Annotated in this window: 23 protein-coding genes and 1 other RNA gene; 12 read left to right on the plus strand and 12 right to left on the minus strand. The window is 63.3% G+C overall.

Annotation, left to right across the window (positions count from 1 at the left end; all coding sequences use genetic code 11):
* Positions 1 to 10 precede the first annotated feature (10 nt).
* Together ACGYLC_RS00325 and ACGYLC_RS00330 are read left to right on the plus strand one after the other, a co-directional pair.
* On the plus strand, positions 11 to 718 hold the full coding sequence (locus ACGYLC_RS00325; protein ID WP_394420970.1) for an HAD family hydrolase: 708 nt from the start codon (positions 11 to 13) through the stop codon (positions 716 to 718).
* Positions 719 to 981: 263 nt separating this feature from the next.
* Entirely contained in the window at positions 982 to 2451 is a 1470-nt protein-coding gene (locus tag ACGYLC_RS00330) for a serine hydrolase (RefSeq protein ID WP_394402550.1), read from the plus strand.
* A 128-nt stretch (positions 2452 to 2579) separates the two neighbouring features.
* Here the strand turns inward: ACGYLC_RS00330 and ACGYLC_RS00335 are convergent, their stop codons facing one another.
* Genes ACGYLC_RS00335 through ACGYLC_RS00350 form a run of 4 tightly spaced genes read right to left on the minus strand, consistent with a single transcriptional unit; the run spans position 2580 to position 8295 of the window.
* A complete protein-coding gene (locus ACGYLC_RS00335) occupies positions 2580 to 4160 on the minus strand; it encodes an ABC transporter ATP-binding protein (protein ID WP_394420972.1) in 1581 nt (526 codons plus the stop codon).
* On the minus strand, positions 4157 to 5263 hold the full coding sequence (locus ACGYLC_RS00340) for an ABC transporter permease (RefSeq protein ID WP_394420974.1): 1107 nt from the start codon (positions 5261 to 5263) through the stop codon (positions 4157 to 4159). Before ACGYLC_RS00340 ends, ACGYLC_RS00335 begins: the two co-directional genes overlap by 4 nt.
* On the minus strand, positions 5263 to 6354 hold the full coding sequence (locus ACGYLC_RS00345) for a microcin C ABC transporter permease YejB (protein WP_067268603.1): 1092 nt from the start codon (positions 6352 to 6354) through the stop codon (positions 5263 to 5265). The genes ACGYLC_RS00340 and ACGYLC_RS00345 overlap by 1 nt, the downstream gene beginning before the upstream one ends.
* A gap of 9 nt (positions 6355 to 6363) precedes the next feature.
* Positions 6364 to 8295 carry an extracellular solute-binding protein gene (locus ACGYLC_RS00350; RefSeq protein ID WP_394420975.1) on the minus strand — a complete coding sequence of 644 codons (1932 nt, stop codon included), beginning with the start codon at positions 8293 to 8295 and terminating at the stop codon, positions 6364 to 6366.
* A 267-nt stretch (positions 8296 to 8562) separates the two neighbouring features.
* Here ACGYLC_RS00350 and ACGYLC_RS00355 point away from each other — a divergent pair, with 267 nt between their 5' ends.
* Entirely contained in the window at positions 8563 to 9816 is a 1254-nt protein-coding gene (locus tag ACGYLC_RS00355; RefSeq protein WP_394402558.1) for a GAF domain-containing protein, read from the plus strand.
* A gap of 41 nt (positions 9817 to 9857) precedes the next feature.
* On the opposite strand, the gene ACGYLC_RS00360 is transcribed toward ACGYLC_RS00355, so the two are convergent.
* A complete protein-coding gene (locus ACGYLC_RS00360; RefSeq protein WP_394420976.1) occupies positions 9858 to 9983 on the minus strand; it encodes a hypothetical protein in 126 nt (41 codons plus the stop codon).
* Between the two features lie 176 nt (positions 9984 to 10159).
* Here ACGYLC_RS00360 and ACGYLC_RS00365 point away from each other — a divergent pair, with 176 nt between their 5' ends.
* The gene (locus tag ACGYLC_RS00365; RefSeq protein ID WP_394420977.1) at positions 10160 to 10300 is read left to right on the plus strand and encodes a hypothetical protein; all 141 of its coding nucleotides are present in this window, start codon (positions 10160 to 10162) and stop codon (positions 10298 to 10300) included.
* Positions 10301 to 10469: 169 nt separating this feature from the next.
* On the opposite strand, the gene ACGYLC_RS00370 is transcribed toward ACGYLC_RS00365, so the two are convergent.
* Entirely contained in the window at positions 10470 to 10970 is a 501-nt protein-coding gene (locus ACGYLC_RS00370) for a c-type cytochrome (protein ID WP_394420979.1), read from the minus strand.
* 154 nt (positions 10971 to 11124) lie between these two features.
* On the opposite strand from ACGYLC_RS00370, the gene ACGYLC_RS00375 reads away from it, so the two are divergent.
* Positions 11125 to 11982 carry a prephenate dehydratase gene (locus ACGYLC_RS00375; protein WP_209216552.1) on the plus strand — a complete coding sequence of 286 codons (858 nt, stop codon included), beginning with the start codon at positions 11125 to 11127 and terminating at the stop codon, positions 11980 to 11982.
* Between the two features lie 16 nt (positions 11983 to 11998).
* Here the strand turns inward: ACGYLC_RS00375 and ACGYLC_RS00380 are convergent, their stop codons facing one another.
* Entirely contained in the window at positions 11999 to 12472 is a 474-nt protein-coding gene (locus tag ACGYLC_RS00380) for an SRPBCC family protein (RefSeq protein WP_394420980.1), read from the minus strand.
* Between the two features lie 72 nt (positions 12473 to 12544).
* Positions 12545 to 13513, minus strand: coding sequence for an NAD(+) diphosphatase (gene nudC / locus ACGYLC_RS00385; protein ID WP_394420982.1), 969 nt, complete (start codon positions 13511 to 13513; stop codon positions 12545 to 12547).
* Positions 13514 to 13677: 164 nt separating this feature from the next.
* On the opposite strand from nudC, the gene ACGYLC_RS00390 reads away from it, so the two are divergent.
* Complete coding sequence (locus ACGYLC_RS00390; RefSeq protein ID WP_394420983.1) at positions 13678 to 15522, plus strand: 5'-nucleotidase C-terminal domain-containing protein; 1845 nt, start codon at positions 13678 to 13680, stop codon at positions 15520 to 15522.
* 37 nt (positions 15523 to 15559) lie between these two features.
* Positions 15560 to 15657: signal recognition particle sRNA small type (gene ffs, locus ACGYLC_RS00395), an RNA gene on the plus strand.
* A 282-nt stretch (positions 15658 to 15939) separates the two neighbouring features.
* Here the strand turns inward: ffs and ACGYLC_RS00400 are convergent.
* Positions 15940 to 16773 carry a neutral zinc metallopeptidase gene (locus tag ACGYLC_RS00400; RefSeq protein WP_394420985.1) on the minus strand — a complete coding sequence of 278 codons (834 nt, stop codon included), beginning with the start codon at positions 16771 to 16773 and terminating at the stop codon, positions 15940 to 15942.
* Positions 16774 to 16836: 63 nt separating this feature from the next.
* Here ACGYLC_RS00400 and ACGYLC_RS00405 point away from each other — a divergent pair, with 63 nt between their 5' ends.
* The 4 genes from ACGYLC_RS00405 (at position 16837) to recR (ending at position 20078) form a co-directional block, all read left to right on the plus strand.
* Complete coding sequence (locus ACGYLC_RS00405; protein ID WP_394420987.1) at positions 16837 to 17199, plus strand: YidH family protein; 363 nt, start codon at positions 16837 to 16839, stop codon at positions 17197 to 17199.
* Between the two features lie 77 nt (positions 17200 to 17276).
* Positions 17277 to 19034 carry a DNA polymerase III subunit gamma/tau gene (locus ACGYLC_RS00410; RefSeq protein ID WP_394402571.1) on the plus strand — a complete coding sequence of 586 codons (1758 nt, stop codon included), beginning with the start codon at positions 17277 to 17279 and terminating at the stop codon, positions 19032 to 19034.
* Positions 19035 to 19085: 51 nt separating this feature from the next.
* Complete coding sequence (locus ACGYLC_RS00415) at positions 19086 to 19430, plus strand: YbaB/EbfC family nucleoid-associated protein (protein ID WP_007118099.1); 345 nt, start codon at positions 19086 to 19088, stop codon at positions 19428 to 19430.
* Positions 19431 to 19484: 54 nt separating this feature from the next.
* The gene (gene recR / locus ACGYLC_RS00420) at positions 19485 to 20078 is read left to right on the plus strand and encodes a recombination mediator RecR (protein ID WP_174860611.1); all 594 of its coding nucleotides are present in this window, start codon (positions 19485 to 19487) and stop codon (positions 20076 to 20078) included.
* A gap of 78 nt (positions 20079 to 20156) precedes the next feature.
* Here recR and ACGYLC_RS00425 read toward each other — a convergent pair whose 3' ends face one another.
* From ACGYLC_RS00425 to ACGYLC_RS00435, 3 genes are all read right to left on the minus strand, one after another.
* Positions 20157 to 21335, minus strand: coding sequence for a type III PLP-dependent enzyme (locus ACGYLC_RS00425; RefSeq protein WP_394420989.1), 1179 nt, complete (start codon positions 21333 to 21335; stop codon positions 20157 to 20159).
* A gap of 186 nt (positions 21336 to 21521) precedes the next feature.
* The gene (locus ACGYLC_RS00430; RefSeq protein WP_394420990.1) at positions 21522 to 22643 is read right to left on the minus strand and encodes an endonuclease/exonuclease/phosphatase family protein; all 1122 of its coding nucleotides are present in this window, start codon (positions 22641 to 22643) and stop codon (positions 21522 to 21524) included.
* A gap of 131 nt (positions 22644 to 22774) precedes the next feature.
* Complete coding sequence (locus ACGYLC_RS00435) at positions 22775 to 23554, minus strand: DUF1013 domain-containing protein (RefSeq protein ID WP_394402576.1); 780 nt, start codon at positions 23552 to 23554, stop codon at positions 22775 to 22777.
* A 123-nt stretch (positions 23555 to 23677) separates the two neighbouring features.
* Between ACGYLC_RS00435 and ACGYLC_RS00440 the strand changes: the two genes are divergently transcribed.
* A complete protein-coding gene (locus tag ACGYLC_RS00440) occupies positions 23678 to 24322 on the plus strand; it encodes a ribonuclease T (protein WP_394420992.1) in 645 nt (214 codons plus the stop codon).
* The last annotated feature ends 58 nt before the right edge of the window (positions 24323 to 24380 follow it).

Genomic DNA, 24380 nt, shown 5'->3' on the forward strand with positions numbered 1-24380 from the left:
GGCAGCACATATGGGCGGGGCACTCACAACCATCGGTTTCGATGCGGATGACACATTGTGGCATAATGAGCGCTACTTTGCACTCTCTCATGACCGTTTTGCAGCCCTTCTGGCCGAACATAGTGAACGCGATCACCTCATGGCACGATTGCTGGAGGCTGAGCGGCGCAATCTGCCGCATTACGGCTATGGGATCAAAGGCTTCACCCTGTCGATGATCGAAACCGCGATCGAGGTGACCGAGGGCAAAGTCCCCGCCGAGGTGATCAGCGATCTGCTCGCCGCCGGGCGCGAGATGCTGGACCACCCCATCGAACTGCTGCCCCATGTCGAGGACGTGCTGGAAAACCTGCGCGGCGACTACCGGCTCATCGTGGTGACCAAAGGCGACCTGCTGGATCAAGAGCGCAAACTGGCGCAATCGGGCCTGCGCGACAGGTTCGATGCGGTCGAAATCGTCTCTCACAAGACCGAAGCCGCCTATCGCCACATTTTTAAGCAGCACGGGCAGGGCGCCGAACGGGGGCTGATGGTCGGCAACTCGATGGCCTCGGATGTGCGCCCGATGATCGCCGCAGGCGGCTGGGGCGTCTATGTGCCGCATGACCTCACATGGGCGATGGAACATGCCGAAGCGCCAACCAATTCGCCCCGTTTCGCCGAGATCAGCGATCTCTCGAGCCTCCCGGAAACGGTGCAAAGGATCGTGTCGGGGTGACTCGCCCCCGCAACTGAGTCGCCCTAACGCACCGCCCCAAAATGCCGCACTTCGAGCCACTTATTGCCCTATTCTTGCCTTATTCGCGCTTATAGTGGGTAGCTCTGCACAAGCCTCTACATATTGCAGGAGAGATCCGCCCCTTTTTCCATGTTCACTGGATTCGACGGCTTCCGCGATGCGGTATCCTATGCTAGCCTTGAACCAATCAATAAATGGTCAGCCAGAAATCGGCGGCCTGAGGCAGTAAAAGGCAGGCAAATATGAAGGCTCGGCGCATTCAGCCGGCCCGTTACGGGCTATTTCTATTCGCGGCACTCTGGGTTCTGGTTGTCCTACCCCTCAGCGCGATCGCTGCCCCCTACGCCGCCTATGTCATCGACGCCCGCACCGGCAAAGAAATCCACGCCGAGAATGCCGATACCCGCCTGCATCCGGCTTCCCTGACCAAGATGATGACCCTCTACATCGCCTTCCAAGCGGTCGAACAGGGGGAAATCTCTCTCGATACCCAAGTGACGATCTCGAAAAATGCGGCATCCGAGCCGCCCAGCAAATTGGGCATGCGCCCGGGCCAAAAGATCGCTCTGCGCTACCTCATCCGCGCCGCCGCCGTGAAATCCGCCAATGATGCCGCCACCGCGATCGGTGAGGCCATCGGCGGTTCTGAGGCCGCCTTCGCCCGCCGGATGAACCGCACCGCCAAACAGCTTGGCATGACGCGCACGACTTTCAAGAACATGCACGGTCTGACCGAGAGCGGCCACCTCTCCACCGCGCGTGACATGACCCGCATGGGCCGTCACCTGCTCTATGATTACCCGCAATACTACAACCTCTTTTCGCGCATCACCGCCGATGCGGGCGTGCGCAAGGTCTCCCATACGAATCGCCGGTTTCTGGGGTCCTACAAAGGGGCGGACGGCATCAAGACAGGCTACACCCGCGCCGCCGGTTTCAACCTCACCGCCTCGGCCGAACGGGGCAACGAGCGCATCATCGTGACCGTCTTCGGCGGCAAATCCACCGCCTCACGCAACGCCAAAGTGGCCGAACTTATGGACCTCGGCTTCCGCCGCGCGCCCTCCTCCGCGCCGCTGCGCAAACCGGTCCCGCCGGTCTATGCCGATGTCGAAGACACACCCGCCCCCGGCGCCGCAGGCAAAACGATTCGCCTCGTGGGCGCTGTCACCACCTCCAAACGCCCGCAACTGCGCCCCCGCAGCGACGTCGTGGTCGTGGCCACCGCCGCCGCCCCCGAGGCAACCAGCGTGGTATCCAACAGCGATATCACCGCAGCGCTGCGCGAAGCGGTTGAAACGGCCCCAACCCCGCCCGCCGCCACGCCCACACCAGAGGCTAAGGAGGCAGAGGTCGTTCTCGCCACCGCCAAAGCCTCCCCCCGCCCCGAACCGCGCCCCAAGGACGTGACACTGGCCGTCCAGCAAGCGGTAGAACAGGAAATCGTAACCCGCGTCTCCACCTCCGGTGGGCGCCACTGGGGCGTGAACGTGGGCCGCTTCCCCAGCCGCTACGCCGCCGAGAAAGTCCTGCTGAAAACCGCATTGGCCGAAATGTCGACCCTCGATGGCACGCTGCGCAAAGTGGTTCAGCGCCCACAAGGCTTTGACGCGAACTTCCTCGGCATGTCCCGCGAAAGCGCCGACCTCGCCTGCCGCCGTCTGGCCGCGCGCAACGTCAGCTGCTTCATGATCGGCCCCAGCGAGGGCTAAAGCGCTACCGGGCAGCCAAAGCGCCGCCAAACCAACTTCATTCTTTCAAAAATACCGCGGGGGAATCGCGCCCCCGGCGCGATGGGGGCAGCGCCCCCCCCTTCCCTCTCCGCAAACGCGACGCCCGCTTATCCTGCCGCCTGCAACAGGTTCCGCGTGTATTCCGTCTGCGGATCGTCATAAAGCGCATCGACGTCGCCGTATTCCACCACGTCGCCGCGCTTCATCACCATCACCTTATGCGACATCGCGCGCACCACCTTCAGGTCGTGGCTGATGAAAAGGTAGGCCAGCCCGTATTTCGCCTGCAAATCCCGCAGCAGATCGACGATCTGCACCTGCACGGTCATATCCAGCGCCGAGGTCGGCTCGTCCAGCACCAAGAGCTTCGGCCGCAGCACCATGGCGCGGGCGATGGCGATGCGCTGGCGCTGGCCACCTGAGAATTCATGTGGGTAACGGTCCATCGTCGCGGGGTCGAGCCCCACTTCGGTCATCACCTCGGCGACCAGCTCGCGCTTGTCGCGGCCCTTGTCGATCTTGTGGATCGCGAGCCCTTCGCTGATGATCTGAAAACAGGTCATCCGCGGGCTGAGCGAGCCGAAGGGGTCCTGAAAGACGATCTGCATGTCGGCGCGCAACCGGCGCAGTTTCTTGGTCGACCATTTGCGCAGGTCCTCGCCGCGGAAGGTCACCTTCCCTTCCGAGCCGATGAGCCGCATGATCGCCAGCGCCGCCGTGGTCTTGCCCGAGCCGCTTTCGCCGACGATGCCCAGCGTCTCGCCCGCGCGGACCGAGAGGCTGGTGTCGTTCACGGCCTTCACATGGCCCACAGTGCGGCGCAACAGACCCTTCTGGATCGGGAACCAGACCTTGAGGTTGTCGGTGCGCAGCACCTCGGGCGCATCCTCGGCCACGGGCGCAGGCGCGCCGGTGGGTTCGGCAGCCAAGAGCTTCTGGGTGTAGGGGTGCTGCGGGTTGTCGAAGATCTCGCCCGTTGGGCCTTCCTCGACCACCAGCCCCTTCTGCATCACGAAGACGCGGTCGGCGATGCGGCGCACGATGCCGAGGTCATGGGTGATGAACAAAAGCCCCATGCCCATCTCGTCTTTCAGATCCTTCAACAAGTCGAGGATCTGCGCCTGAATTGTCACGTCGAGCGCGGTCGTCGGCTCATCCGCGATCAGGATGTCGGGCTTGTTGGCCAGCGCCATGGCGATCATCACGCGCTGCCGCTGCCCGCCTGACAACTGGTGCGGATAGGCACCCATGCGGCTTTCCGCGTCGTTGATACCGACCTGCTCAAGCAGGCTCAGCACCCGCGCCCGCGCCTCGGCCCCTTGCAGCCCCTGATGCAGCGCCAGCGATTCCGCGAGCTGCTTCTCGATCGTGTGCAGCGGGTTGAGCGAGGTCATCGGCTCCTGAAAGATAAAGGAGATGTCGTTGCCGCGCACATCGCGCAACAGCTTGTCGTCGGCGCCGATCATCTGCTGGCCGTTATAGGTGACCGAGCCGCTGACCTCCGCACTCTCGCCCAGCAGCGACACGATCGACAGCGCCGAAACCGACTTGCCCGAGCCGCTTTCGCCCACCAGCGCCACCGTCTCGCCACGGTTGACGGCAAAGCTCACGCCGCGCACCGCCGGGATCAACTGCCCGTCCTGCCGGAAGGAAACTTTCAGGTCTTTGACGTCCAACAATGCAGTCACGAGAAGGTCTTTCTGGGGTCGAAGGCGTCGCGAATGCCCTCAAAGATGAAGACCAGGAGCGACAGCATGATGGCAAAGGTGAAGAAGGCCGAGAAGGCGAGCCAGGGCGCCTGCAGGTTCTGCTTGGCCTGCAGCGTCAGCTCGCCCAACGACGGCGCCGAAGAGGGCAGACCGAAGCCGAGGAAATCGAGCGTCGCCAGCGTGGAGATCGTGCCGGTGATGATGAAGGGCAGCATCGTCAGCGTCGCCACCATCGCGTTGGGCAGCATGTGGCGCAGCATGATCGTGCCGTTGCCAACGCCAAGCGCCCGGGCTGCGCGGACGTATTCAAGGTTGCGCGCACGCAGGAACTCGGCCCGCACCACGCCCACGAGCGCGGTCCATGAGAACAGCACCAGCAGGATCACCAGCAGCCAGAAACTCCGCCCCAGAATGGCGAACATGATGATGATGACGTAAAGCGACGGGGTCGAGGACCAGATCTCGATGATGCGCTGGAAGATCAGGTCGAGCCAGCCGCCGAAGAAGCCCTGCACCGCGCCGGCGAGGATGCCGATCAGCGAGGCCGCCCCGGTCACGATCAGGGTGAAGACCACCGACAGCCGGAAGCCGTGGATCACGCGGACCATGACGTCACGCTTGGTGCCATCGGTCCCGAGCCAGTTCTGCCCGTTGGGCGGGAGCGGTGCCGCGCCCGGACGGTCGACGGCGGTGTCGTAGGAATAGGGAATGACAGGCCAGATCGACCAGCCTTTCTCGATCGCCTCGCCCTCGACCTCGCCATCCTCGGCGTCGAGAATATAGCCCTCGGGATCGTCGAAACAGGCATCCAGCCCACCGGTGGCGATGAGGCATTGCACCTCCGGATCGCGGTAGGCGGCCTCGGTCTGGAAATCGCCGCCAAAGGCGGTCTCGGGGTAGAAGTTGAAGATCGGCGTATAGTACTCGCCGCGGTAGCTGACGAGGATCGGCTTGTCGTTGGCAACGAACTCGGCCAGCAGCGAAATGCCAAGGAGGATCGCGAAGATCCACAGCGACCAATAGGCGCGGCGGTTCGCAGTGAAATTGCGCCAGCGGCGCTGGTTCAGCGGCGACAGCGCCATCAGCCTTCCCTCTTCTCGAAGTCGATGCGCGGGTCGACAAGCACATACATCAGGTCAGACAGGATGCCGACGACAAGGCCGATGAGGCCGAAGATGAAGAGCGTGCCGAAGACGATCGGATAATCCCGCGCCACCGCGGCCTCGAAGCCCAAGCGCCCCAGCCCGTCGAGGCTGAAGATCGTTTCGATGATGATCGACCCGCCAAAGAAAACCGAGATGAAGACCGCCGGGAAACTGGCGATCACGATCAGCATCGCGTTGCGGAAGACATGGCCGTAGAGAACCTTGCTCTCCGAAAGGCCCTTGGCGCGGGCGGTGATGACATACTGCTTCTTGATCTCGTCGAGAAAGCTGTTTTTCGTCAGAAGCGTCAAAGTGGCGAAAGCCGAGATCGTGGAGGCCAGCACCGGCAGGGTGATATGCCAGAAATAATCGGCCACCTTGCCCAAGGGGCTGAGACTGTCGAAATTATCCGACGTCAGACCGCGCAGCGGGAAGATCTGCCAATAAGAGCCACCGGCGAAAAGCACCAGCAGCAGGATCGCGAAGAGAAACCCGGGGATCGCATAGGCCGCGATGATCGCGCCCGAGGTCCAGGTGTCGAACCGGCTGCCGTCGCGCACCGCCTTGCGGATGCCCAGTGGGATCGACACCAGATGCGCGATCAGCGTCGACCACAGCCCCAGCGTGATCGACACCGGCAGCTTTTCCTTGATCAGGTCAATCACGCTGATGGCGCGGAAGTAGCTCTCCCCGAAATCGAGCCGCATGTAATTCCACAGCATGTGAAAGAACCGCTCCACGGGCGGTTTGTCGAAGCCGAATTCCTTCTCCAACTCCTCGATCAACTCCGGCGGCAGACCGCGCGCGCCGACATAGGTGCTGTCGGAGCCGCGCGCCATGGTGTCGACCCCGGCATCGTTGTTGCCCCCGGCAAAGCCGCCGAAAACATCCCCGCCGCCCTGAATCCGGGCGATGGCCTGTTCCACCGGGCCGCCGGGCACGAATTGCACCAGTGCGAAGTTGACCAGCATGATGCCGAACAGCGTCGGGATCACCAGCAAAAGCCGTCTGAGAATATAGGCACCCATGTGGTGGCCTTACCGCAAGGCGCCCGAGGCGCGCAACTGCTGCGCGGCCTCTTCGTCGTACCACCAGAAATCGAGGTAGCCCAAGGCATAGGGCGGGATGTTTTCGGGGTGCTCATACTGGTCGTAATAGGCGACCCAGTAGCTGTCGTTGTACCAAGTCGGGATCATGAAGAACTCGTGCCGCAGCGCCCGGTCGAGCGCCATGAGGGCGGCGGATTCCTCCTCCGAGGTCTCGGCGTCGAGCGAGGCGTCGATGATCGCGTCCACCAGCGGGCTCGCGAGCCCGGCGGGGTTGAAGAGCGAGAACGCGGCGGCCTCTGAGCCATAGCGCTGCGCCAGACCGGTGCCGGTGCCGAGGAAGGCGGCATAGGCGTCGTAGATCATGTCATAGTCGCGGTCGCGCTCGCGGGCAGTGTATTGCGAGCTGTCCACCTTCTCGAGCCGGGCGTCGATGCCGATGGAAGTGAGATTGTTCACGAAGTTCTCGATCACCGCCGAGATCGTCGGCGACCCGGCGGAGTTCATCAGGAAGTTCAGCCGCAGGGGCTCGCCCGCCTCGTTCACGCGCATGCCGTTCTGCACGGCCCAGCCCGCTTCTTCGAGCAGCTTGGAGGCCCGGCGCGCGTTGCGGCGGTCCAGCAGCCGCGAAGGGTCGGAGGTATGCGGCACCACGGCGGGTTCGGTCAGCAACTCCTCCGGCACCAGATCGCCGAGGCTTTCCAGAAGCGCCAGTTCCGCCCCCTCGGGCGCGCCCTGCGCCATCAGCGGGGTGTCCTGCGTGAAAGAGGCACGGTGGTTGAACAGCCCATATTGCAGCGACTCGTTGGTCCACTCGAAGTTGAACATCAAAGCCACGGCCTCGCGCACGCGGCGGTCCTGCAGCGTCTCGCGGCCAAGGTTAAAGATGATGCCCGAGGGTGTGGGCGGAGAGCCGTCCGGCAGTTCGGCCTTGACGATGTCGCCATCGGTCACCTTGGAGAAATCATAGCCCGTCGCCCATTTCTTGGAATCCCCCTCGGCGCGGAAGGTGTATTCACCGGCCTTGAAGGCCTCGAAGGCAGAGGTGTCGTCGCTGAAGATCTCCAGCCGGATGTGGTCGAAGTTCATGCGGCCGCGGTTGATCGGCAGGTCGCGGCCCCAGTAGTCGGGGTTGCGTTTCAACACAATGCGCTTGGTCAGATCGACGCTCTCGACCATATAGGCGCCCGATCCGGGTGGCGGGTCCATCCAGCTATCTTTCAGGGTGTTGCCGGTCTCCTCGAACCAGTGTTTCGGCCAAGCGGGCACGCCGCCCACCGTCTCGATCAGGCTGCGGCGCGAGATGCCATCGGCGAAGTGGAATTTGACCGTGTGATCGTCCAGCGCCTCGACCTTGGGGATGCGCTTGCGCACCGCATCGGCGTAGGACTTCAGCCCCTCGTCCAGCAGCAGGTTGTGCGAGAATACGATGTCATGCGCGGTCACCGGCGTGCCGTCCGAAAACTTGGCCTCGGGCCGCATGTTGAAGATCACCCAGGACTTGTCCTCGGGGTATTCGAGGCTCTCGCACAGCAGGCAATAGCTCTCGCCATAGACGTCCGAGGGCAGCGCCTCGCCCGAGGGGGCTTCGCCCAGCAGGCTCTCGAAACCGAAGATCGAGAAGAGATGCGCGCGGCCCTTGCCGGAATAGGGGTTCATCGAATCCAACGTGCCGACGAAGGGGATCGAGATTTCCCCGCCCTTGGGGGCATCGGGGTTCACATAGTCGAAATGCTCATAATCCGCCGGATAGGTCAGATCGCCGTAGAAGGAATAGCCGTGGCTTTTGATGATCTTCTGCTCCTGTGCCACGGCGGCACCGGGCAGCAGGGCCGCCACCATCAGCGTCAGCGTCGCGCGCCAGAGCGGCAGGTCATCAAAGACCGAAGGACGGGTCGCGGCGCGGGTCTGGGCACGGGGCATAGGTCACTCCTTGGCGTGGCGTAGTCCGGATAGGCGTCATCTAGGCTAACGCTGTGCGACGCCAAGATACAAGTTGCGAATATGTAAGGTTGCCCCGCACGGGCGGTCCACCGCAAAGCCTGTCCCCGTGGATTGGCGGTTTCCCCCGCTCCCACTCGCGACAATGTGTAGCCCGCTGCCCCCGTATCTTCGCGGCCCGGCCCGTTTCTCGCCCTAAAGTTAACAGATTCTTCATGCAGGTTAACGATGCGTAAACTGGAGCTATACATGAGAACCTACCCGATTCCCTTTAATGAAGAAGCCCGTCTGCGCGCCGTTTTCGATGTGCCCGGCCTTACAGTCGAGAACGAAGCACTGTTCGACACCATTTGCGAGGCCACCCGCCGCCTGCTTGACTGTCCGATCGCGCATATCAGCGTCGTGGAAGCAGATACCCAATGGTACAAATCCGTGGTCGGCTACCCGCTGGAGCCGATGCCAAAAGATACCGGGTTTTGCAGCCATACGATCATGTCGGACGCGCCGCTGGTGGTGCCGGACCTCAGCAAAGACCCCCGGTTCGCGCGTCATCCCATGGTCGCCAAGGGCGGCCCCGAGGCGCGTTATTACTGCGGTGTGCCGCTGATCCTGTCGTCGGGCCACCGCTTTGGCAGCCTTTGCGCGCTGGACCTGCAACCGCATGAGGCGCCCTCTGATAAGCAGATCGCCCTTTTGGAAGATATGGGCCGCATGGTGGTCGCGGCCCTTGAACGCCGCCAGCCGGATGCGGCCGAGCAAGAGGCCGACAACAGCGCCGAAGCCACCTTCCTGACGCTGGTGGGCCATGAACTCCGCACCCCGCTGACGGTTCTCTTCGGCAGTCTGCGCATGTTGGAGGCCAAGGCCGAACAGGGGGTCAATCCGCTACTGATCCGCTCGGCCCGCCGGTCCGTCGACCATCTGAGCGCCTTGATCGAAACGATCATTTCCTACAGCAATGTCAGCACCGGGGAGCTGCGCCTGAACGAGCGGAAATGCAATCTGAGCGACCTTTTGCAATCGGTCTCGGCCTTGCATTTTGCGACTTTGGACGCGACGGCCAAGACCATCACGCTGCGCGATAGTTTCCCGCTTGAAGAGATGCACATCGACGGCGACCAGATCGAATTGGCAGTCACGGCACTTGTGTTGAACTCCGTCCTGCATGGCGGCAGCGAGATCGCCTTGGAGACGTTCAAGGACGCCGAGGGCAATATCGAGATTTCGATTGTCGACAACGGCTCTTTCGACGATCACGTCGATCTGGCCGAGCTTTATAAACCCTTCGTCGTCGGCGGCATGATGGAGCACCGTAGCACCAAGGGCGGGCTCGGCCTTGGCCTGCCGCTAACCCGCAAGCTGATCGAAATGCATGGTGGGGATTTCGAGGTGCATGTGGAAGCGGGCCAAAGCCGCGCCGTGATCCGCCTGCCCGCTTGGCGTTGCGATATCGGCGGAATTGCTGCTGCAAACGTCACCGCCCCGGTGATCGCCGCGCAGTAAAGTCGGAACGGGGCGCGCGCGATGTCGCGCCCCGCGTCAGATCACTGGCCGTCGACCCTTCTGATCAAGGCGTTGATCTCATACGCCAGCACCCCGGGATGATCCTCGGGCGTGAAATGCTTGCCCCCTTCGATCCGGCGCAGCGGCGCATTCCGGTCTTTCGCCAACCGCTCCCCATATTCGATCTTTTGGAAATCATCCGCAGCACCCCCAGACGATCCGCGCGGGGATATTGAGGGGGGGCAGCTTGCCTGCGATGGCCTTGGTATCTTCCATGTCCAGCGCCTGCGCCAGCCCGGACAAAGGCTTCGGCCTCCCCCGTGCTGCGCGTAATGCGGGGCGTATGCGTCGAAAGCCGCCTTGGCTGCGGCGCCGGACCAATGCGATCAGCTATGATTCGTGGCCCGTTCCGCTGGTCAGCGCGGTGGCCAAGACCGGCGGCGTGGCGAAACATGCGCCGATGGCTCATTCCACCCATTGCTGAAGATGATCTTCTCGAAAGGCCGACCGTGGTTTTGTGGCTTTGCATGGCGCGTCGCCTTTCGGTGTGGACGTTTCATGGCCCAACCTCTGCATGGATAAGACGTTCCGCCCCGCCCAAACGCAAAAGCCGCCCCGGGGGGCGGCTTTCTCTCACGCGATGGCGCGGGGTATCAGTTGGAGACGCTTTGCAAGTAAGCGATCACGTCGGCACGGTCTTCGACCTTACGCAGACCGGCGAAGCCCATGGTGGTGCCGGGCGCGTAGCCTTTGGGGCTTGCAAGGAAGGCGCTCAGCTCTTCCGGGGTCCAAGAGCCTTCGAGCGAGGTCAGCGCGCCGGAATAGCCGAAACCGTCAACCGAGGCGATATCGCGGTCGACCACACCGTCAAGGTGCGGACCAACGGCGTTGGACCCGTCGACCTTGTGGCAGGCGGCGCATTTGCGGAACACTTTCGACCCGCTGTCGGCATCGGCTTCGGCCATCACGGCGGCAAAATCGATCTCTTCGCCGCCTTCGTCACCACCGGCGTCGGCCACTTCGATGACATAGGACGCTTCCCCATGTGCATCGGCGTGGTAAATCTCTTCACCCGCCCATTTGCCCAGCAGAAGTACCAACCAGGCGCCGAATACGCCGGCTGCGATTTTGGTCAGGGTCATTGTATCGAACATGCGTCAGGGTCCATCACTTGGTATTGGCACCATGGGCGGGCCATGGTTCTTGGCATCGTTGCCCGCGTATCTATTGCTTTCCCTTGGCGCAGGCAAGGTGTAGTTACCGCGACCAATTGCCCTTCTCCGCGCCTTTTGCAGCAGGATACGATCCATGACCGCCCAGACCACGCCGCGCATCGCCTTCCAAGGGGCCCTTGGCGCCTATAGTCACGAGGCCTGTCTTCAGGCCTGCCCCGACATGGAACCGGTGCCCTGCCAATCGTTCGAAGGCGTGATCCGGGCCGTAAACGAAGGCCGCGCCGAACTGGCCATGCTGCCGGTCGAGAACACGACCTATGGCCGGGTGGCCGACATCCACCGCCTGCTGCCGGAAAGCGGCCTGCACATCATCGGCGAAGCCTTCGTCCGGGTGCGCATTGCCCTGATGGCCCGCCCCGGCGTGGCACTGGAAGACATCAAACATGTCCGCGCGCATCTGGTGCTTTTGCCACAGGCGCGCAGCTTTTTGCAGCAACATGGCATCACCTCTGAACCCGCCGCCGATTCTGCCGGGGCCGCCGCCGAACTGGCCGCAACCGAGGGCAGCACCGATGGCGTTTTGGCAGGCGAGGTCGCGGCAGAGATCAACGGCCTCACCGTGCTGGCCCGCGATATCGAGGATATGGACCATAACACCACCCGCTTCTTGCTGATGGCGCCCAAGATCGACCTCTCGCGCCGGGCCGAGCGGATGCTGACCACCTTTGTCTTCGAGGTGCGCAACATTCCCGCCGCGCTTTACAAGGCGATGGGGGGCTTTGCGACCAATGGCGTCAACATGACCAAGCTGGAAAGCTATATGGTCGGCGGCTCCTTCACCGCGACGCAGTTCTACGCCGATATCGAAGGCCACCCCGAAGACCCGGCGGTCAAACGCGCGCTGGATGAACTGGGGTATTTCACCAACAAGCTGGAAATTCTCGGCGCCTACCCTGCCCATCCCGGCCGGGGCGCGCCGACCGGGATGTGAGGCGGGGCGCGCAGGCTCAGACCTTGACGCCGCTGGCGTAGCGCTTTTCCATCCCGCGGGCATATTCCGCCACGCGGTCCTTGTACTTCTGGGTCAGGGTGGTCTTGGCCAGTTTGAGCGATTGCACCCAAAAACGCGCCGACAGGGTCAGCGGCTTGACCTCAAGAGCGACCAAAACCCGCGTGCTGTTACGCGACAGGGGCATCAATTCAAAGGACATCTGCCCCGCCAACCCCTGCGACATGCTGTCGATCACCATCTCGTTGGGCCGGTCGAAGGTCACCATCTCAAGCGTCAACTCGCGCCGCTTGCCGCGCAGGGGGAAGACCGCCTTCCATGTCATCCCGACGCCGGGCTGATGCAGCCTATCGGCGCGCTGCACCTCCGCCCCGCGCCGCATCGCTGCCCGCTCAAAGCTTTCAAAATCGCACAACATGTCAAAGACCGCCTCGATCGGCGCTTCGACGTCTTCTTTGGTGGAGAATTTCATCCGGTCCGTTCCAATTCTTCTGCTCGCATTTGCCACCCCCGCCGCTTCGTCCGGGCCTGTCAGCGCGGTGTGTCAGGTGAGTGTATCCGCAAGCCAGTTTTCCAGCAAGAAATGCGCGATGGCCCCGCGGCGGGCGGGCAGAAGGCGCGGATGGCTTCCGGCAAAGACCTCCATCATCTCTTCGCGGGTGACCCAAAGCGCGTCTTCGATCTCAACCGGGTCGATGGTCAACTCCCGGCTCAGCGCCTCGCCGGCGCAACCCAACATCAGCGAGGCCGGAAAGGGCCATGGCTGGCTGGAGAGATAGCGCACCGCGCCGACCTGCACGCCGGCCTCCTCGAAGACCTCCCGCCGCACGGCGGCCTCTACCGTCTCTCCCGGTTCGACAAAACCCGCCAACAGGGAATACATCCCCTCGGGCCAACCGGGGGAGCGCCCCATGAGGACCGAATTGCCGTGGGTGATCAGCATGATGACCACCGGATCGGTACGCGGGAAATGCGCGCCGCTGCAGTCAGGACAGACCCGTTGCCAGCCGCCCTGTGCCAGATCGGTGGCGCTGCCGCAGCGCGCGCAATGGCGGTGGCTGTCGTGCCAGCCGAGGATCGCCTTGCCGCTGGCGGCCAGTTCGGCATCGCGCGGATCAAGCCATGTCATCACCCTGCGCAATTCGGCAAAGGCCATGTCATCGCCCAGAAGCGGATGGCGCTGTTCGCTGGGGTCAAGGAACGCGCCCAGTTGCGATTGATCCAGATCGGCGGGTTCCCAGCCGGAGATATCCACGGCAAAGCGCGGCGCCCCATCCTCGCGCCCCAGCAAGATCGCTGTGCCTTCGGCCTCTTGCAAGACGGGGTGATCCATCGCCAAGCGCACCAAAGCGGCGGGGCGTTCGGGCGCGATCAGCGGCTTGCCGCGCCAAAAGACCACCGCCCGGGCCGCCGGGTCGGCGCGCAGCTGCGCCAAGGCTTCCGGATTGCCGCGTATCTCTCCCGCCCGATCAAGGGCCGAGCCTCCAAAGGTTACCGTCTCCGCGTGACGCATGGCGCTCTCCCGATACAGGCCCGATACAGGCTTTATGCGTTTTGCCCAGCCTTGCCATGGCACATGCGAGATTGGCAATCCCAAGCCCCTTGCCAGAACGGTTGAAATCTGGTCATATCAAAACATCTTAAAGTTGCAAAATTTAACGAGTACTTACCTTTTCGGTGAACAGGCGCAGCACATATGCCTCGACCGGTGTCGTTCCCTCTGAGGGTGGCATCCCGGCCGAGGCACGTCTGCGCATTTTGGCCACCACGGACCTGCATATGCAGATCGTGGGGCATGACTATGTGGGCGACCGTTCGGTGGGCCATCACGGGCTGGCCGGAATCGCCACCTTGATCCGCACCGCCCGGGCAGAGGCGGCGGAACAGGGGGCTGCCTGTATCCTGCTCGACAATGGCGATCTGTTGCAGGGCAATGCCTTGGGCGATCAACTGGCGCAGATGGCGGTCACCCATACGCATCCGCTCGTCGCCTGTGTGAACCATCTGCATTATGACGGTCTGGGTTTGGGCAATCACGACCTCGACCATGGGCTGCCCTATCTGCGCGCCGTGGCCGGGGCACTCGACATGCCGCTGATCTCGACCAATCTGCATCTGACCGACCCCGGCCCGCTGCGTCGTTGGGCCATTGTCTCTTGCCTGCTGCCTGCCACGGCCGGGCATCCCGCGTCTGAGCTGCGGGTTGGCCTGCTTTCCGTCCTGCCGGGCCGAACCGCGATCTGGAACCGCGAGGTTTTGGAGAATGAGGCCGAGATCACCGGCCCCCTCGAAAGCCTGCGCAGCGCCGTGCTGGCCTTGCAAGCGGAGGGGGCCGATCTGACCGTGCTGTTGGCCCATATGGGCATCGCCCAGAAAGGAGAGATCACCGCCGAGGAGGACATCTGCGCCCTTGCCCAGATCGACGGAATCGACGCGGTGATCACCGGCCACACCCACCTGCGCTTTCCCGGAGAGGACCACGGCCCGCGCGAGGGGGTCGATACGCAGGCGGGCACGCTGTCCGACCGTCCGGCGGCGATGCCGGGCTTTGGCGGGTCCGATTTGGCCGTGCTGGATCTGGCCCTTGTACGGGATGCGCAGGGAGGGTGGACGGTGTCGGGCCATCAAAGCCACCTGCGCGACAACAACACAGGAACGCTGGCCGATCCCACGGTGCTGAGCGCGGCCCGGGTCAGCCACATTGGCGTGCGCAGGCATCTGGAGGAGGTGGTCGGCCATACCGATACCGCGCTGCACAACTACTTCGCCCTTGCCATGCCCACCCCCATCGACGCGCTGAGCGCCCGCGCGCAGGCCGAGGTGATCCGCCGAGGCGTCGCGGGCACCGCGGACAGCGCACTCCCGATCCTCGCCGCCACGGCGGCACATACGGCAGGCGGGCGCGGCGGGCCGGGGCATTTTCTGCATATCCCGCCGGGCGCCGTGCAACGCCGACATATCGCCGGGCTGCTTCCCTATCAAAACGCGGTCTGGGCGCTGCGCCTCACCGGTGTCGACCTGCGGCGGCGTTTGGAAAAGGCGGCAGAGGTGTTTGCCCCGCTCGGCAGCACCCCGGGCCCGCTTCTCGACCCCTGCCGCCCGCCATTTCACTGCGACACAATCTTCGGCATCACCTATGCGATTGACCCCTGCCGCCCGCGCGGCAGACGGATCACCGCTCTGTCATGGCAGGGCGCGCCGGTGCGGCCAGACCAGAAGTTCCTACTTGCGACCAACCAGTTCCGCGCGGCGGGCGGCGGCGGGTTTGACCGCGCGGCGAAGGATGACATCGCCCTGCGCAGCCCGCTTCCGCTGGCCGACGCGCTGATCGCCGCTCTCGCGGCGCCGCAGGAGCGCCCGTGGTCTGACGCACCGCCATGGCGCTTTGATGCGGCGGGGGCGCAGGCGGTTCTGTATACCTCGCCCGAGGCCCTGCCCTTCCTGCACGACATCGCGCATCTGTCGCCCGCCCCCCGCGGCATGACCGCATCGGGCTTTGCCCAAATCGCGATCCGCTTGTGAGGCTTGCACTTCGATCCATGCCCTCCTATATGGGCCTTGAGAGGTTGGTGCGGGCAAGCGCCTCGCCAACCCGGTCAGATCCGGAAGGAAGCAGCCGTAACGAGCCCCGCTTGGGTCGTTATCAGCCTCTCACCACCCTTGCATTGCTCGGCAATGCAACGCCCCGGCAGTCGCTGCGCAGAAGCGGTGAGAGGGGCAGCTTCTTCTAAATCAGATGCATTTGAGATCTAAGGCGCCCCGCCCGGCGGCACGCCGAGCATAGCTCGTAAGGCGAGGCGCCACCCTAACCACAGACACGCCTCCATCCTTCATGCTACACGCATTTTCGATAGTGGCTTGGAGCCTTGCCCTCATGATGCGCCCGCCCGTGGGCACCACGGGCATCGCCCCCCCAGGGAGGGCGCTGCCCTCACCGCCTTATAGCCGATCCGCCTCAAACGTATCGCAAGCCGCAATCTGGCCACTCTCAAATCCCCGCTCAAACCACCCCGCGCGCTGCTCTGACGTACCATGGGTGAAAGTATGCGGTTGCGGCACCTGTCCGGCCTGCCGCTGCAGATGATCGTCTCCGATCATCCGCGCCGCATTGAGGGCTTCCTGAAGGTCGCCCTTTTCCATCAGCCCTTCGACATTCGACGCCCAAATGCCCGAAAAACAATCGGCCATCAGTTCAAGCCGCACCGTCAGGGCATTCGCCTCAACCTCGGAAGACTGCTGCCGCATCCGGGCCACCTGCGGCAGAACGCCGATCTCGTTTTGCACATGATGCGCAACCTCATGGGCGATCACATAGGCCGCAGCGAAATCGCCTCCGGCGCCAAGGCGCTGGTCCAAAGTGCGGAAAAACGCGGTGTCGAGATAGGCCATATTGTCCGCCGGGCAGTAGAACGGCCCCGTCGCGCCCGAAGCCCCGCCGCAGGCGCTTTGGGTCACATTCTCAAAGACCACAAGCTGGGGCGGTGTATAGGTCTCGCCAAGTTGCTCTTGAAAAATTCGGCTCCAAACCTGTTCGGTCGTGGTGAGCACGCGGGCAGCGAAATCGACTTGCGGGTCTTCGCTATCGCTCAGCGGGCGGGACTGCTGGACCTGTCCGCCGCCTTGGCCGGTCAACAGCGGCGTCACGTCGATCCCGGTGAAATAACCGATGGCCAAAACCGCCAGCACACCGACCAGACCTAGCCCCCCCGCCTTGCCAGCCCCACCGCTGCGGCGGATGACATTCTTGCTCCGCCCAATTCCACCCAACCGCATGAACCGTCCCTCGTTATGTGAAAGCCTATTGCCACATGAACGCGCAGGGCGCAGTTTGGTTCAATGAGTGATAAGACTGACTTGGCCGAAAGCCGGACCGACTGGGCAGAGGATCGCACGATCCTTGCCAATGAACGCACCTTTGCGGGCTGGATGCGTACCGGCATGGCGGCTGTTGCCGTGGCGATCGGCCTGCGCGCCGTTTTCGGTCAGTTCGAGCCGACATGGGTGGCGAAAGCCGTGGCCTCGGTCTTCATCTTTGCCGCGCTCTACGTCTATTGGGCCGCGCAGGCCTCGGCGGCGAAAACCCAAAGGCGGCTGAGCGACCATCACGCCCATGCCCAACCCAACAGCCGGATGAAAGTCTTGGCAATCCTGCTCGCCTTCGCCTCTGCCGGGGTCGGGGCGATCCTCTGGATGCTCTGAGCCTTCCGCAAGCACGGTAGACGCCACGGCGCGGAGCGCATAGTTTACGGCCTTGACCGAATCCGATCTGGGGCACCATGACAGATACATCCGCCTACCGCGTTCTGGCCCGCAAATACCGGCCCGAAACCTTTGCCGATCTCGTCGGCCAAGACGCCATGGTGCGCACGCTGAAAAACGCTTTTGCCGCCGACCGGATCGCGCAGGCCTTTGTGATGACTGGCATCCGCGGCACCGGCAAGACGACGACGGCGCGGATTATCGCCAAGGGGATGAACTGCATCGGGCCGGACGGCAACGGCGGGCCAACAACCGATCCCTGCGGCGTTTGCGAACATTGCACCGCCATCATGGAAGGCCGCCACGTCGATGTCATGGAGATGGACGCGGCATCAAACACCGGCGTCGCCAACATCCGCGAGATCATCGATAGCGTGCATTATCGCGCCGCCTCGGCCCGGTACAAAGTCTACATTATCGACGAAGTGCACATGCTCTCGACCGGCGCCTTCAACGCGCTGCTGAAGACGCTGGAAGAGCCGCCGGAACACGTCAAATTCATCTTCGCCACCACCGAGATCCGCAAGGTGCCGGTGACGGTGCTTTCGCGCTGCCAGCGGTTCGACCTGCGCCGGATCGAGCCCGAGGTGATGATCGCGCTTTTGCGCAAGATCGCCACCGCCGAGAATGCCGAGATCACCGATGACGCGCTGGCGCTCATCACCCGCGCTGCCGAAGGCTCGGCCCGTGACGCCACCTCGCTCTTGGATCAGGCAATCAGCCACGGCGCGGGCGAGACCGGGGCCGAACAGGTGCGCGCCATGCTGGGGCTGGCCGACCGTGGCCGGGTGCTGGACCTTTTTGACATGGTGCTGCGCGGTGATGCGGGGGCGGCGCTGACCGAACTTTCGGCGCAATATGCCGATGGGGCCGACCCGATGGCCGTGCTGCGCGATCTGGCCGAGATCACCCATTGGGTTTCGGTCGTCAAGATCACGCCCGATGCCGCCGAAGACCCCACCATCGCCCCCGAGGAACGCGCCCGCGGCCAGCAGATGGCCGAGACCCTGCCGATGCGCGTGTTGACGCGGCTCTGGCAGATGCTGCTCAAGGCGTTGGACGAGGTCGCAGCCGCGCCCAACGCGATGATGGCCGCCGAAATGGCCGTGATCCGTCTGACCCATGTGGCCGATCTGCCCTCGCCCGAGGAACTGGTGCGCAAGCTGCAAAACAGCAGCCCGCCGCCCGCGCCGAACGGCGGCGGGGGCGGCGGTGGCAATGGCGCCGCACAGGGCAGCACCGGCGCGCAGGCTGTGCAACAGGCGCAGCAGCGCATGGCCTCCAACCCCGGCCCGCAGGGGCAGACCACGGCGCTGGCGCAAGACCTCAACGCCGCGCTGGCCCGTTTCCCGACATTCGAACATGTGGTCGAGTTGATCCGCGTGAACCGCGACGTGAAACTGCTGGTCGAAGTGGAAACCTGCCTGCAGCTTGCCGCCTATCAGCCGGGCCGGATCGAGTTTGTCCCCACCGACGACGCGCCGCGCGATCTGGCGCAGCGGCTGGGGCAGAAACTCCAACTCTGGACCGGCAACCGCTGGGCCGTCTCACTGGTCAACGAGGGCGGGGCCGAGACCATCGCGCAGGTCCGCGATGCGCGTGAACTGGCGCTGAAGAAACAGGCGCAGGACCACCCAATGATGCAGGCGGTGCTGGCGCAGTTTCCCAAGGCCCGGATCACCGCGATCCGCACTCCCGAAGACATTGCCGCCGCCGCCACGGCAGAGGCGCTGCCCGAGGTCGAAGACGAATGGGATCCGTTCGAGGACGGTTGATCCCCCGGCCCCCGCGCCACATATAAACGACAACGCAACAAGGAGACCCAGATGCTCAAGGGATTAGGCGGCCTCGGTGATATGGCCGGGATGATGAAAAAAGCGCAGGAAATGCAGGGCAAGATGGCCGAGCTGCAAGAGGAGATGCACAACATCACCGTCGAAGGTGAATCCGGTGCGGGCCTCGTCAAAGCGACCTGTAGCGCCAAGGGTGAGTTGAAGGGGCTCGATATCGACCCGTCGATCTTCAACAAGGACGAAAAGGAAGTGGTCGAAGACCTGATCCTCGCCGCCATCAAAGACGCGCAGAGCAAAGCCTCGGAACGCGCCCAGGCCGAGATGAGCAAGCTGACCGAAGGCATGGGCCTTCCCGCGGGCATGAAACTGCCCTTCTGATCCCGGTGGGGCGGGCCGGTCCCGCCCCTCTTTCAACGCCCATAGGTGCCATCCTTGAGCTCTACCCGCGATATTGACGCCCTGATCGAGCTGATGGCGAAACTGCCCGGCCTTGGCCCCCGCTCGGCCCGGCGCGCGGTACTGCACCTGATCCGCAAACGTGCGCTTTTGCTGACGCCCCTGTCCGACCTGATGCAGACCGTCGCCGCCACGGCACGCGAATGTCTGAACTGCGGCAACGTCGGCACCGCCGACATCTGCGACATCTGCACCTCCGAAAAACGCGCGAACGGAGAGCTTTGCGTGGTCGAAGACGTGGCCGATCTCTGGGCGATGGAGCGCTCGGGCGTGTTCAAGGGGCGCTATCATGTGCTGGGCGGCACGCTCTCGGCGCTCGATGCCATCGGCCCGCAGGAATTGCGCATCCCGCGTCTCGTGGACCGGATCGATACCGAAGGGGTGACGGAGGTGATCCTCGCGCTCAACGCCACGATCGACGGGCAGACCACGGCACATTACATCGCGGATCAATTGGAGGGCCGCGTGCGGCTGACGTCGCTCGCCCAAGGTGTACCGATCGGCGGGGAGTTGGACTACCTCGACGACGGGACGATCACCGCCGCGATGCAGGCGCGCAAGTCGCTTTAGCCCCTCCCAGAATCAAAGCGGGCCGCCCGCTCCTCCCAAAGCAGACGGCCCTTTTCCGGGGCGACGCAGATCGCGCTGTCAGAGCACGATCACATCAAGCGGCGGAAATCCATTGAACCCAACCGAACTGTAAGAGCTTGTGTAGGCTCCGCAAGCACGAATCATCACTTTATCGCCATCGCGCAGGGCCAAAGGCAGGTGGATCGGGCGTTTTTCATAGAGAATATCCGCCGAATCGCAGGAGGGGCCGGCCAAAACGCAGGGTCCGGTCTCTTCCCCGTCATGCGGTGTGACGATCTGATAGCGAATCGCTTCGCCCTCAGTTTCCGCCAGACCCGAAAAGCGGCCGATATCCAGATAGACCCAGCGGTGCAGATCGTCCGCGGATTTACGGCTGACCAGCATGACTTCGGCAGCGATATGCCCCGCCTCGGCCACCAGACCACGGCCTGGCTCCGCCATCACCTGCGCGACATCGCCAAAGCGGGCTTTGACGGCGCGCATCACGGCGGCCGCATAGGCGCGGGGCGCTTCGATGTTTTCGCCATAGAAAGCCGGAAAACCGCCGCCGAGGTTCAGCAGTTGCAGGTCATGGCCATCCGCACGGGCGGCGTGCCACAGCGGGGCCACCTGATCCAGCACCGGGTTCCAGAACTCCGCCTTGCGGGTTTGCGAGCCGACGTGAAAGGACAGGCCAAAGGGCACGAGGCCCACGGCAACCGCATGGTTCAGCAGCGCAGGCAGCGCCGAACCGGCACAGCCGAATTTGCGGCTGAGCGGCCAATCGGCCATGGAGTTTTCGACGATCAAGCGCAGGTAAACCCGCGCGCCCGGCGCATGGGCGGCGATCTTGTCCAATTCGGCTTCGCTATCCGCCGCAAACAGGGTCACCCCCGCCGAATGGGCAAAAGCGATGTCCGAGGCACGTTTGATGGTATTGCCGAAAGAGATGTTCTCGGGCTTGGCCCCTTGGCTCAGGCACAGTTCGATCTCGGCCCGCGAGGCTGCATCAAAGCCAGAGCCTTTGTTGACCAGCAGACGAATGATTTCCGGCGCCGGGTTCGCCTTCACCGCGTAATGGATATGCGCCTCGCCCAGACCTTTGTGCAGCGCGTCATATTGCGCGGCCACGCGGTCACGGCTGATCACAAGCGTCGGCTTGTCAAAGCTGTTGGCGGCGATATAGGCCGCAGCTGGGTCGGCGTGAAAGGACGGTGCGGCGCGCAGGGCGCCGGGGACTGTAGCATTCATGGTCATCTCCAAAGAGCAGGTGGGGCTGGTTCCCCGCGTGTCGTTTCAAGAGACGTTACCGTCGCTACATAAACGCGGGTCAGTCAGAGTAGGAACTGACCGGCCAGAGGCGCGTGCGTTGGCGTCTGTAACGCGCCACATACGCCGTTTTTGGATTCGTACAAGGGGTAAAATTGCCCCTAGGGCAAATTGTTAGTTTTCCTCATCCTCCCAATCGCTGCCGATCGGTTCACGGTCTCTTTTCTGTTCTTCTTTGATCATATTCACGGCCTCTTGCTCTTCATCCGGGTTGGTTTCTTCGGGGTCGCTTTCGGCGGCTTCGGTCTCGGCCATGGCAAGGACGAACCACATCGGGAAGTGGTCCGATCCGATCTTGTCCAAACGGTCCATCTCTAGCAAACGGAACTGCGGATCGTGGAAAAGGTGATCCAAAGGCCAGCGCATCCAAGGCATCGTCGCGCTGAAAGTGTTGTACATGCCCCGCCCCACCCGCGGGTCCAAGAGCCCCGAGAACCGCTGAAAGCGCCGCGTCGTGGTCGACCAAGCGACATCGTTCAAATCGCCCGAGACCACGGCGGGCAACGGATCTTTCTCGGCCTCGATACCGACCAAGGCGATCTCACTGTCGCGCCCTTTGGTGTCATGTTCGATCACAGGCGGCTCGGGATGGACGACGTAGAGGCGGAAATCCTCCCCCACCGGCAGATGCACACGGGCGCGGATGGAGGGCACTTCTTTGGTAACCAACTCCCGCACTTCAACCTCCGACAGCGGCAGTTTCGACCTGAGGCAGAGCCCATAGCCATTGTCGAGCGGCACGTCGACGCGGTGCCCGTAGTTCTTGCCCAAACCCTCATCCAGCGCGTCGATCCAGGCCTGATCCACCTCGATTGCCATGAAGATATCCGGCACCCGCGCCTCGACCAATGCGATCAGTTTGCCGTAATCGCGGTTGGACTTTTTGACATTGGCGGCCAGCAGGCTGAACTGCCGGTCCGTCGCGCGACGCAACGCGGGCGAGGCCGCCAAAGACTGTTTGCGCCACAGCGGGGTGAACTTGGTGATGTAAAGCGCCTGAAGCGCTGCGACACCCAGCATCAGCGCAATCCCGGCGATGCCCGAAGGTGTTGTCACCCCCTGTGACAGGGCGAAACCGATTGCCAGCACCAGCGCCAGACCGAGGAACTGTTCCCGAGGAAAGGCCAGCCCGCGGATCGCCCCGAAGGGCAGCTTGCTCAGCGGCAGCAGGCTGCCCAGTATCAGCAAGCCCGCCAGCCCCCAGATCACCCAGTCCAATGCCGTTTCCAATTCCATCCCCCGGCGCGATGCACCCTTTCTTGCAAAGTAAAACAGGGCGTCGGAAATCCCGACGCCCTGTCAATTCAACACATCTTTACGGCGAAAGTTCCTTTCACCACACCGGCCTGAGAGGGGCCTGAGAGGGCTTAGCCCTTGGCTTTGTCTTCGTCCTCATCGTCTTCGTCACTGCTGTCGGGCAACGAGAAGAAGCTGTCGGCATCGGAGTAATCGCCCTTGGTGTGGCTCTCTTCTTCCTCGTCATCCGCGCTGTTGCCCGACAGGGTGAAGGTCTCCAGCCCTTCGATGGCCGTGGGGATCTTCGGCTCGCTCTCCATGCCAAGGCTCTGCTCGGTCGAGACCAGCTTGCGACGCTCGTCGTCGTTCATCACCTCGCCCGCAGCGGCCTTCTTCGCGGCGGCCTTTTGCACGGCGGCGTCAAGCTCGGACTGTTTGCACAGGCCAAGGGCAACCGGGTCAATCGGCTGGATGTTGGCGATGTTCCAATGTGTGCGCTCGCGAATCGCTTGGATCGTCGGCTTGGTGGTGCCCACCAGTTTGCTGACCTGACCATCGGAAAGTTCGGGGTGGAACTTGACCAGCCACAGGATCGACGCCGGACGGTCCTGACGTTTGCTGAGCGGGGTATAGCGCGGGCCGCGGCGTTTCTCTTCGCCCTCGGCGGCAGCGTTGAACTTGAGCTTCAGCTTATGCAGTGGGTTGTCCTGCGCCGCGTCGATCTCTTCCTGCGTCAGCTGGTTGTTGGCAACCGGATCAAACCCCTTCACGCCCTGCGCCACGTCGCCATCGGCAATGCCCTGCACTTCGAGTTCATGCATGCCGACGAAATCGGCGATCTGCTTGAAGCTGATGGTGGTATTGTCCACGAGCCAAACGGCGGTGGCTTTGGCCATAATCGGTTTTGCCATGTCACTCTCCTAAAAACGCAATTTTCCCGTCGCCTGAAAGGCTGTCCTGCTGGGCAGAACGGTCTCCATTGTCGGGGAAGTTGGCGGCTGTATACTGGCTCAAACGTCATAAGGGAAGACCCAATGCGGCCACTGCGCGCCTGTCTGCTGATCCTCGGGCTGATCGCCCCCGCTGTCACGCTGGCTGAAGGGGAGCGTTCGGGCAAATTCGACTACTACGTCATGTCCCTGTCATGGTCGCCCAATTGGTGCGAATTGACCGGCGACGCGCGGCAATCTCCGCAATGCGATGCCGCGAAAGACCACGGTTGGACCCTACATGGCCTCTGGCCCCAGTTCGCGCGGGGATACCCATCCTATTGCCAAAGCGGCCGCCGCCCGCCCAGCCGCGCCCAGACCGGGGCGATGGCCGATATCATGGGCACCGGCGGCTTGGCATGGCACCAGTGGAAGAAGCACGGCTCTTGCAGCGGTTTGGCCCCAGCGGATTATTTCGCCCTCTCGCGGGAGGCCTACGCCCGCATCAAGCGCCCCGAGGTCTTTCGCAAGCTCGACCGTACCGTGTCCCTCCCCGCGGCGGTGGTGGAGGAAGCCTTCCTCAAAGCGAACCCGGACCTGACCGCGCAGGGGATCACCATCACCTGCAAGCAAGGGCACATCCAAGAGGCGCGCATCTGCCTGTCCCGCGACCTTGAGTTCATCCCCTGCGGACCGGACGTTCGGCGGGACTGCACGCTTGATAACGCGCTGTTCACCCCTCTGCGCTAGACCCAACCGGGCCAATGTTCTGGCGAAAACGGGAGAGGCGTAATTTCCTCCCCCGCAT

Source organism: Sulfitobacter sp. 1A12157, from assembly GCF_043557345.1.
GTDB lineage: Bacteria > Pseudomonadota > Alphaproteobacteria > Rhodobacterales > Rhodobacteraceae > Sulfitobacter.

Excerpts from the sequence above, each read along its gene's own strand:
- ACGYLC_RS00325 (WP_394420970.1), top strand. The coding sequence starts at position 11 with ATGGGCGGGGCACTCACAACCATCGGTTTCGATGCGGATGACACATTG.
- ACGYLC_RS00330 (WP_394402550.1), top strand. The coding sequence starts at position 982 with ATGAAGGCTCGGCGCATTCAGCCGGCCCGTTACGGGCTATTTCTATTC.
- ACGYLC_RS00340 (WP_394420974.1), bottom strand. The coding sequence starts at position 5,263 with ATGGCGCTGTCGCCGCTGAACCAGCGCCGCTGGCGCAATTTCACTGCG.
- ACGYLC_RS00345 (WP_067268603.1), bottom strand. The coding sequence starts at position 6,354 with ATGGGTGCCTATATTCTCAGACGGCTTTTGCTGGTGATCCCGACGCTG.
- ACGYLC_RS00350 (WP_394420975.1), bottom strand. The coding sequence starts at position 8,295 with ATGCCCCGTGCCCAGACCCGCGCCGCGACCCGTCCTTCGGTCTTTGAT.
- ACGYLC_RS00355 (WP_394402558.1), top strand. The coding sequence starts at position 8,563 with ATGAGAACCTACCCGATTCCCTTTAATGAAGAAGCCCGTCTGCGCGCC.
- ACGYLC_RS00365 (WP_394420977.1), top strand. The coding sequence starts at position 10,160 with ATGCGTCGAAAGCCGCCTTGGCTGCGGCGCCGGACCAATGCGATCAGC.
- ACGYLC_RS00370 (WP_394420979.1), bottom strand. The coding sequence starts at position 10,970 with ATGTTCGATACAATGACCCTGACCAAAATCGCAGCCGGCGTATTCGGC.
- ACGYLC_RS00375 (WP_209216552.1), top strand. The coding sequence starts at position 11,125 with ATGACCGCCCAGACCACGCCGCGCATCGCCTTCCAAGGGGCCCTTGGC.
- ACGYLC_RS00380 (WP_394420980.1), bottom strand. The coding sequence starts at position 12,472 with ATGAAATTCTCCACCAAAGAAGACGTCGAAGCGCCGATCGAGGCGGTC.
- nudC (WP_394420982.1), bottom strand. The coding sequence starts at position 13,513 with ATGCGTCACGCGGAGACGGTAACCTTTGGAGGCTCGGCCCTTGATCGG.
- ACGYLC_RS00400 (WP_394420985.1), bottom strand. The coding sequence starts at position 16,773 with ATGCGGTTGGGTGGAATTGGGCGGAGCAAGAATGTCATCCGCCGCAGC.
- ACGYLC_RS00405 (WP_394420987.1), top strand. The coding sequence starts at position 16,837 with ATGAGTGATAAGACTGACTTGGCCGAAAGCCGGACCGACTGGGCAGAG.
- ACGYLC_RS00410 (WP_394402571.1), top strand. The coding sequence starts at position 17,277 with ATGACAGATACATCCGCCTACCGCGTTCTGGCCCGCAAATACCGGCCC.
- ACGYLC_RS00415 (WP_007118099.1), top strand. The coding sequence starts at position 19,086 with ATGCTCAAGGGATTAGGCGGCCTCGGTGATATGGCCGGGATGATGAAA.
- ACGYLC_RS00425 (WP_394420989.1), bottom strand. The coding sequence starts at position 21,335 with ATGACCATGAATGCTACAGTCCCCGGCGCCCTGCGCGCCGCACCGTCC.
- ACGYLC_RS00430 (WP_394420990.1), bottom strand. The coding sequence starts at position 22,643 with ATGGAATTGGAAACGGCATTGGACTGGGTGATCTGGGGGCTGGCGGGC.
- ACGYLC_RS00435 (WP_394402576.1), bottom strand. The coding sequence starts at position 23,554 with ATGGCAAAACCGATTATGGCCAAAGCCACCGCCGTTTGGCTCGTGGAC.
- ACGYLC_RS00440 (WP_394420992.1), top strand. The coding sequence starts at position 23,678 with ATGCGGCCACTGCGCGCCTGTCTGCTGATCCTCGGGCTGATCGCCCCC.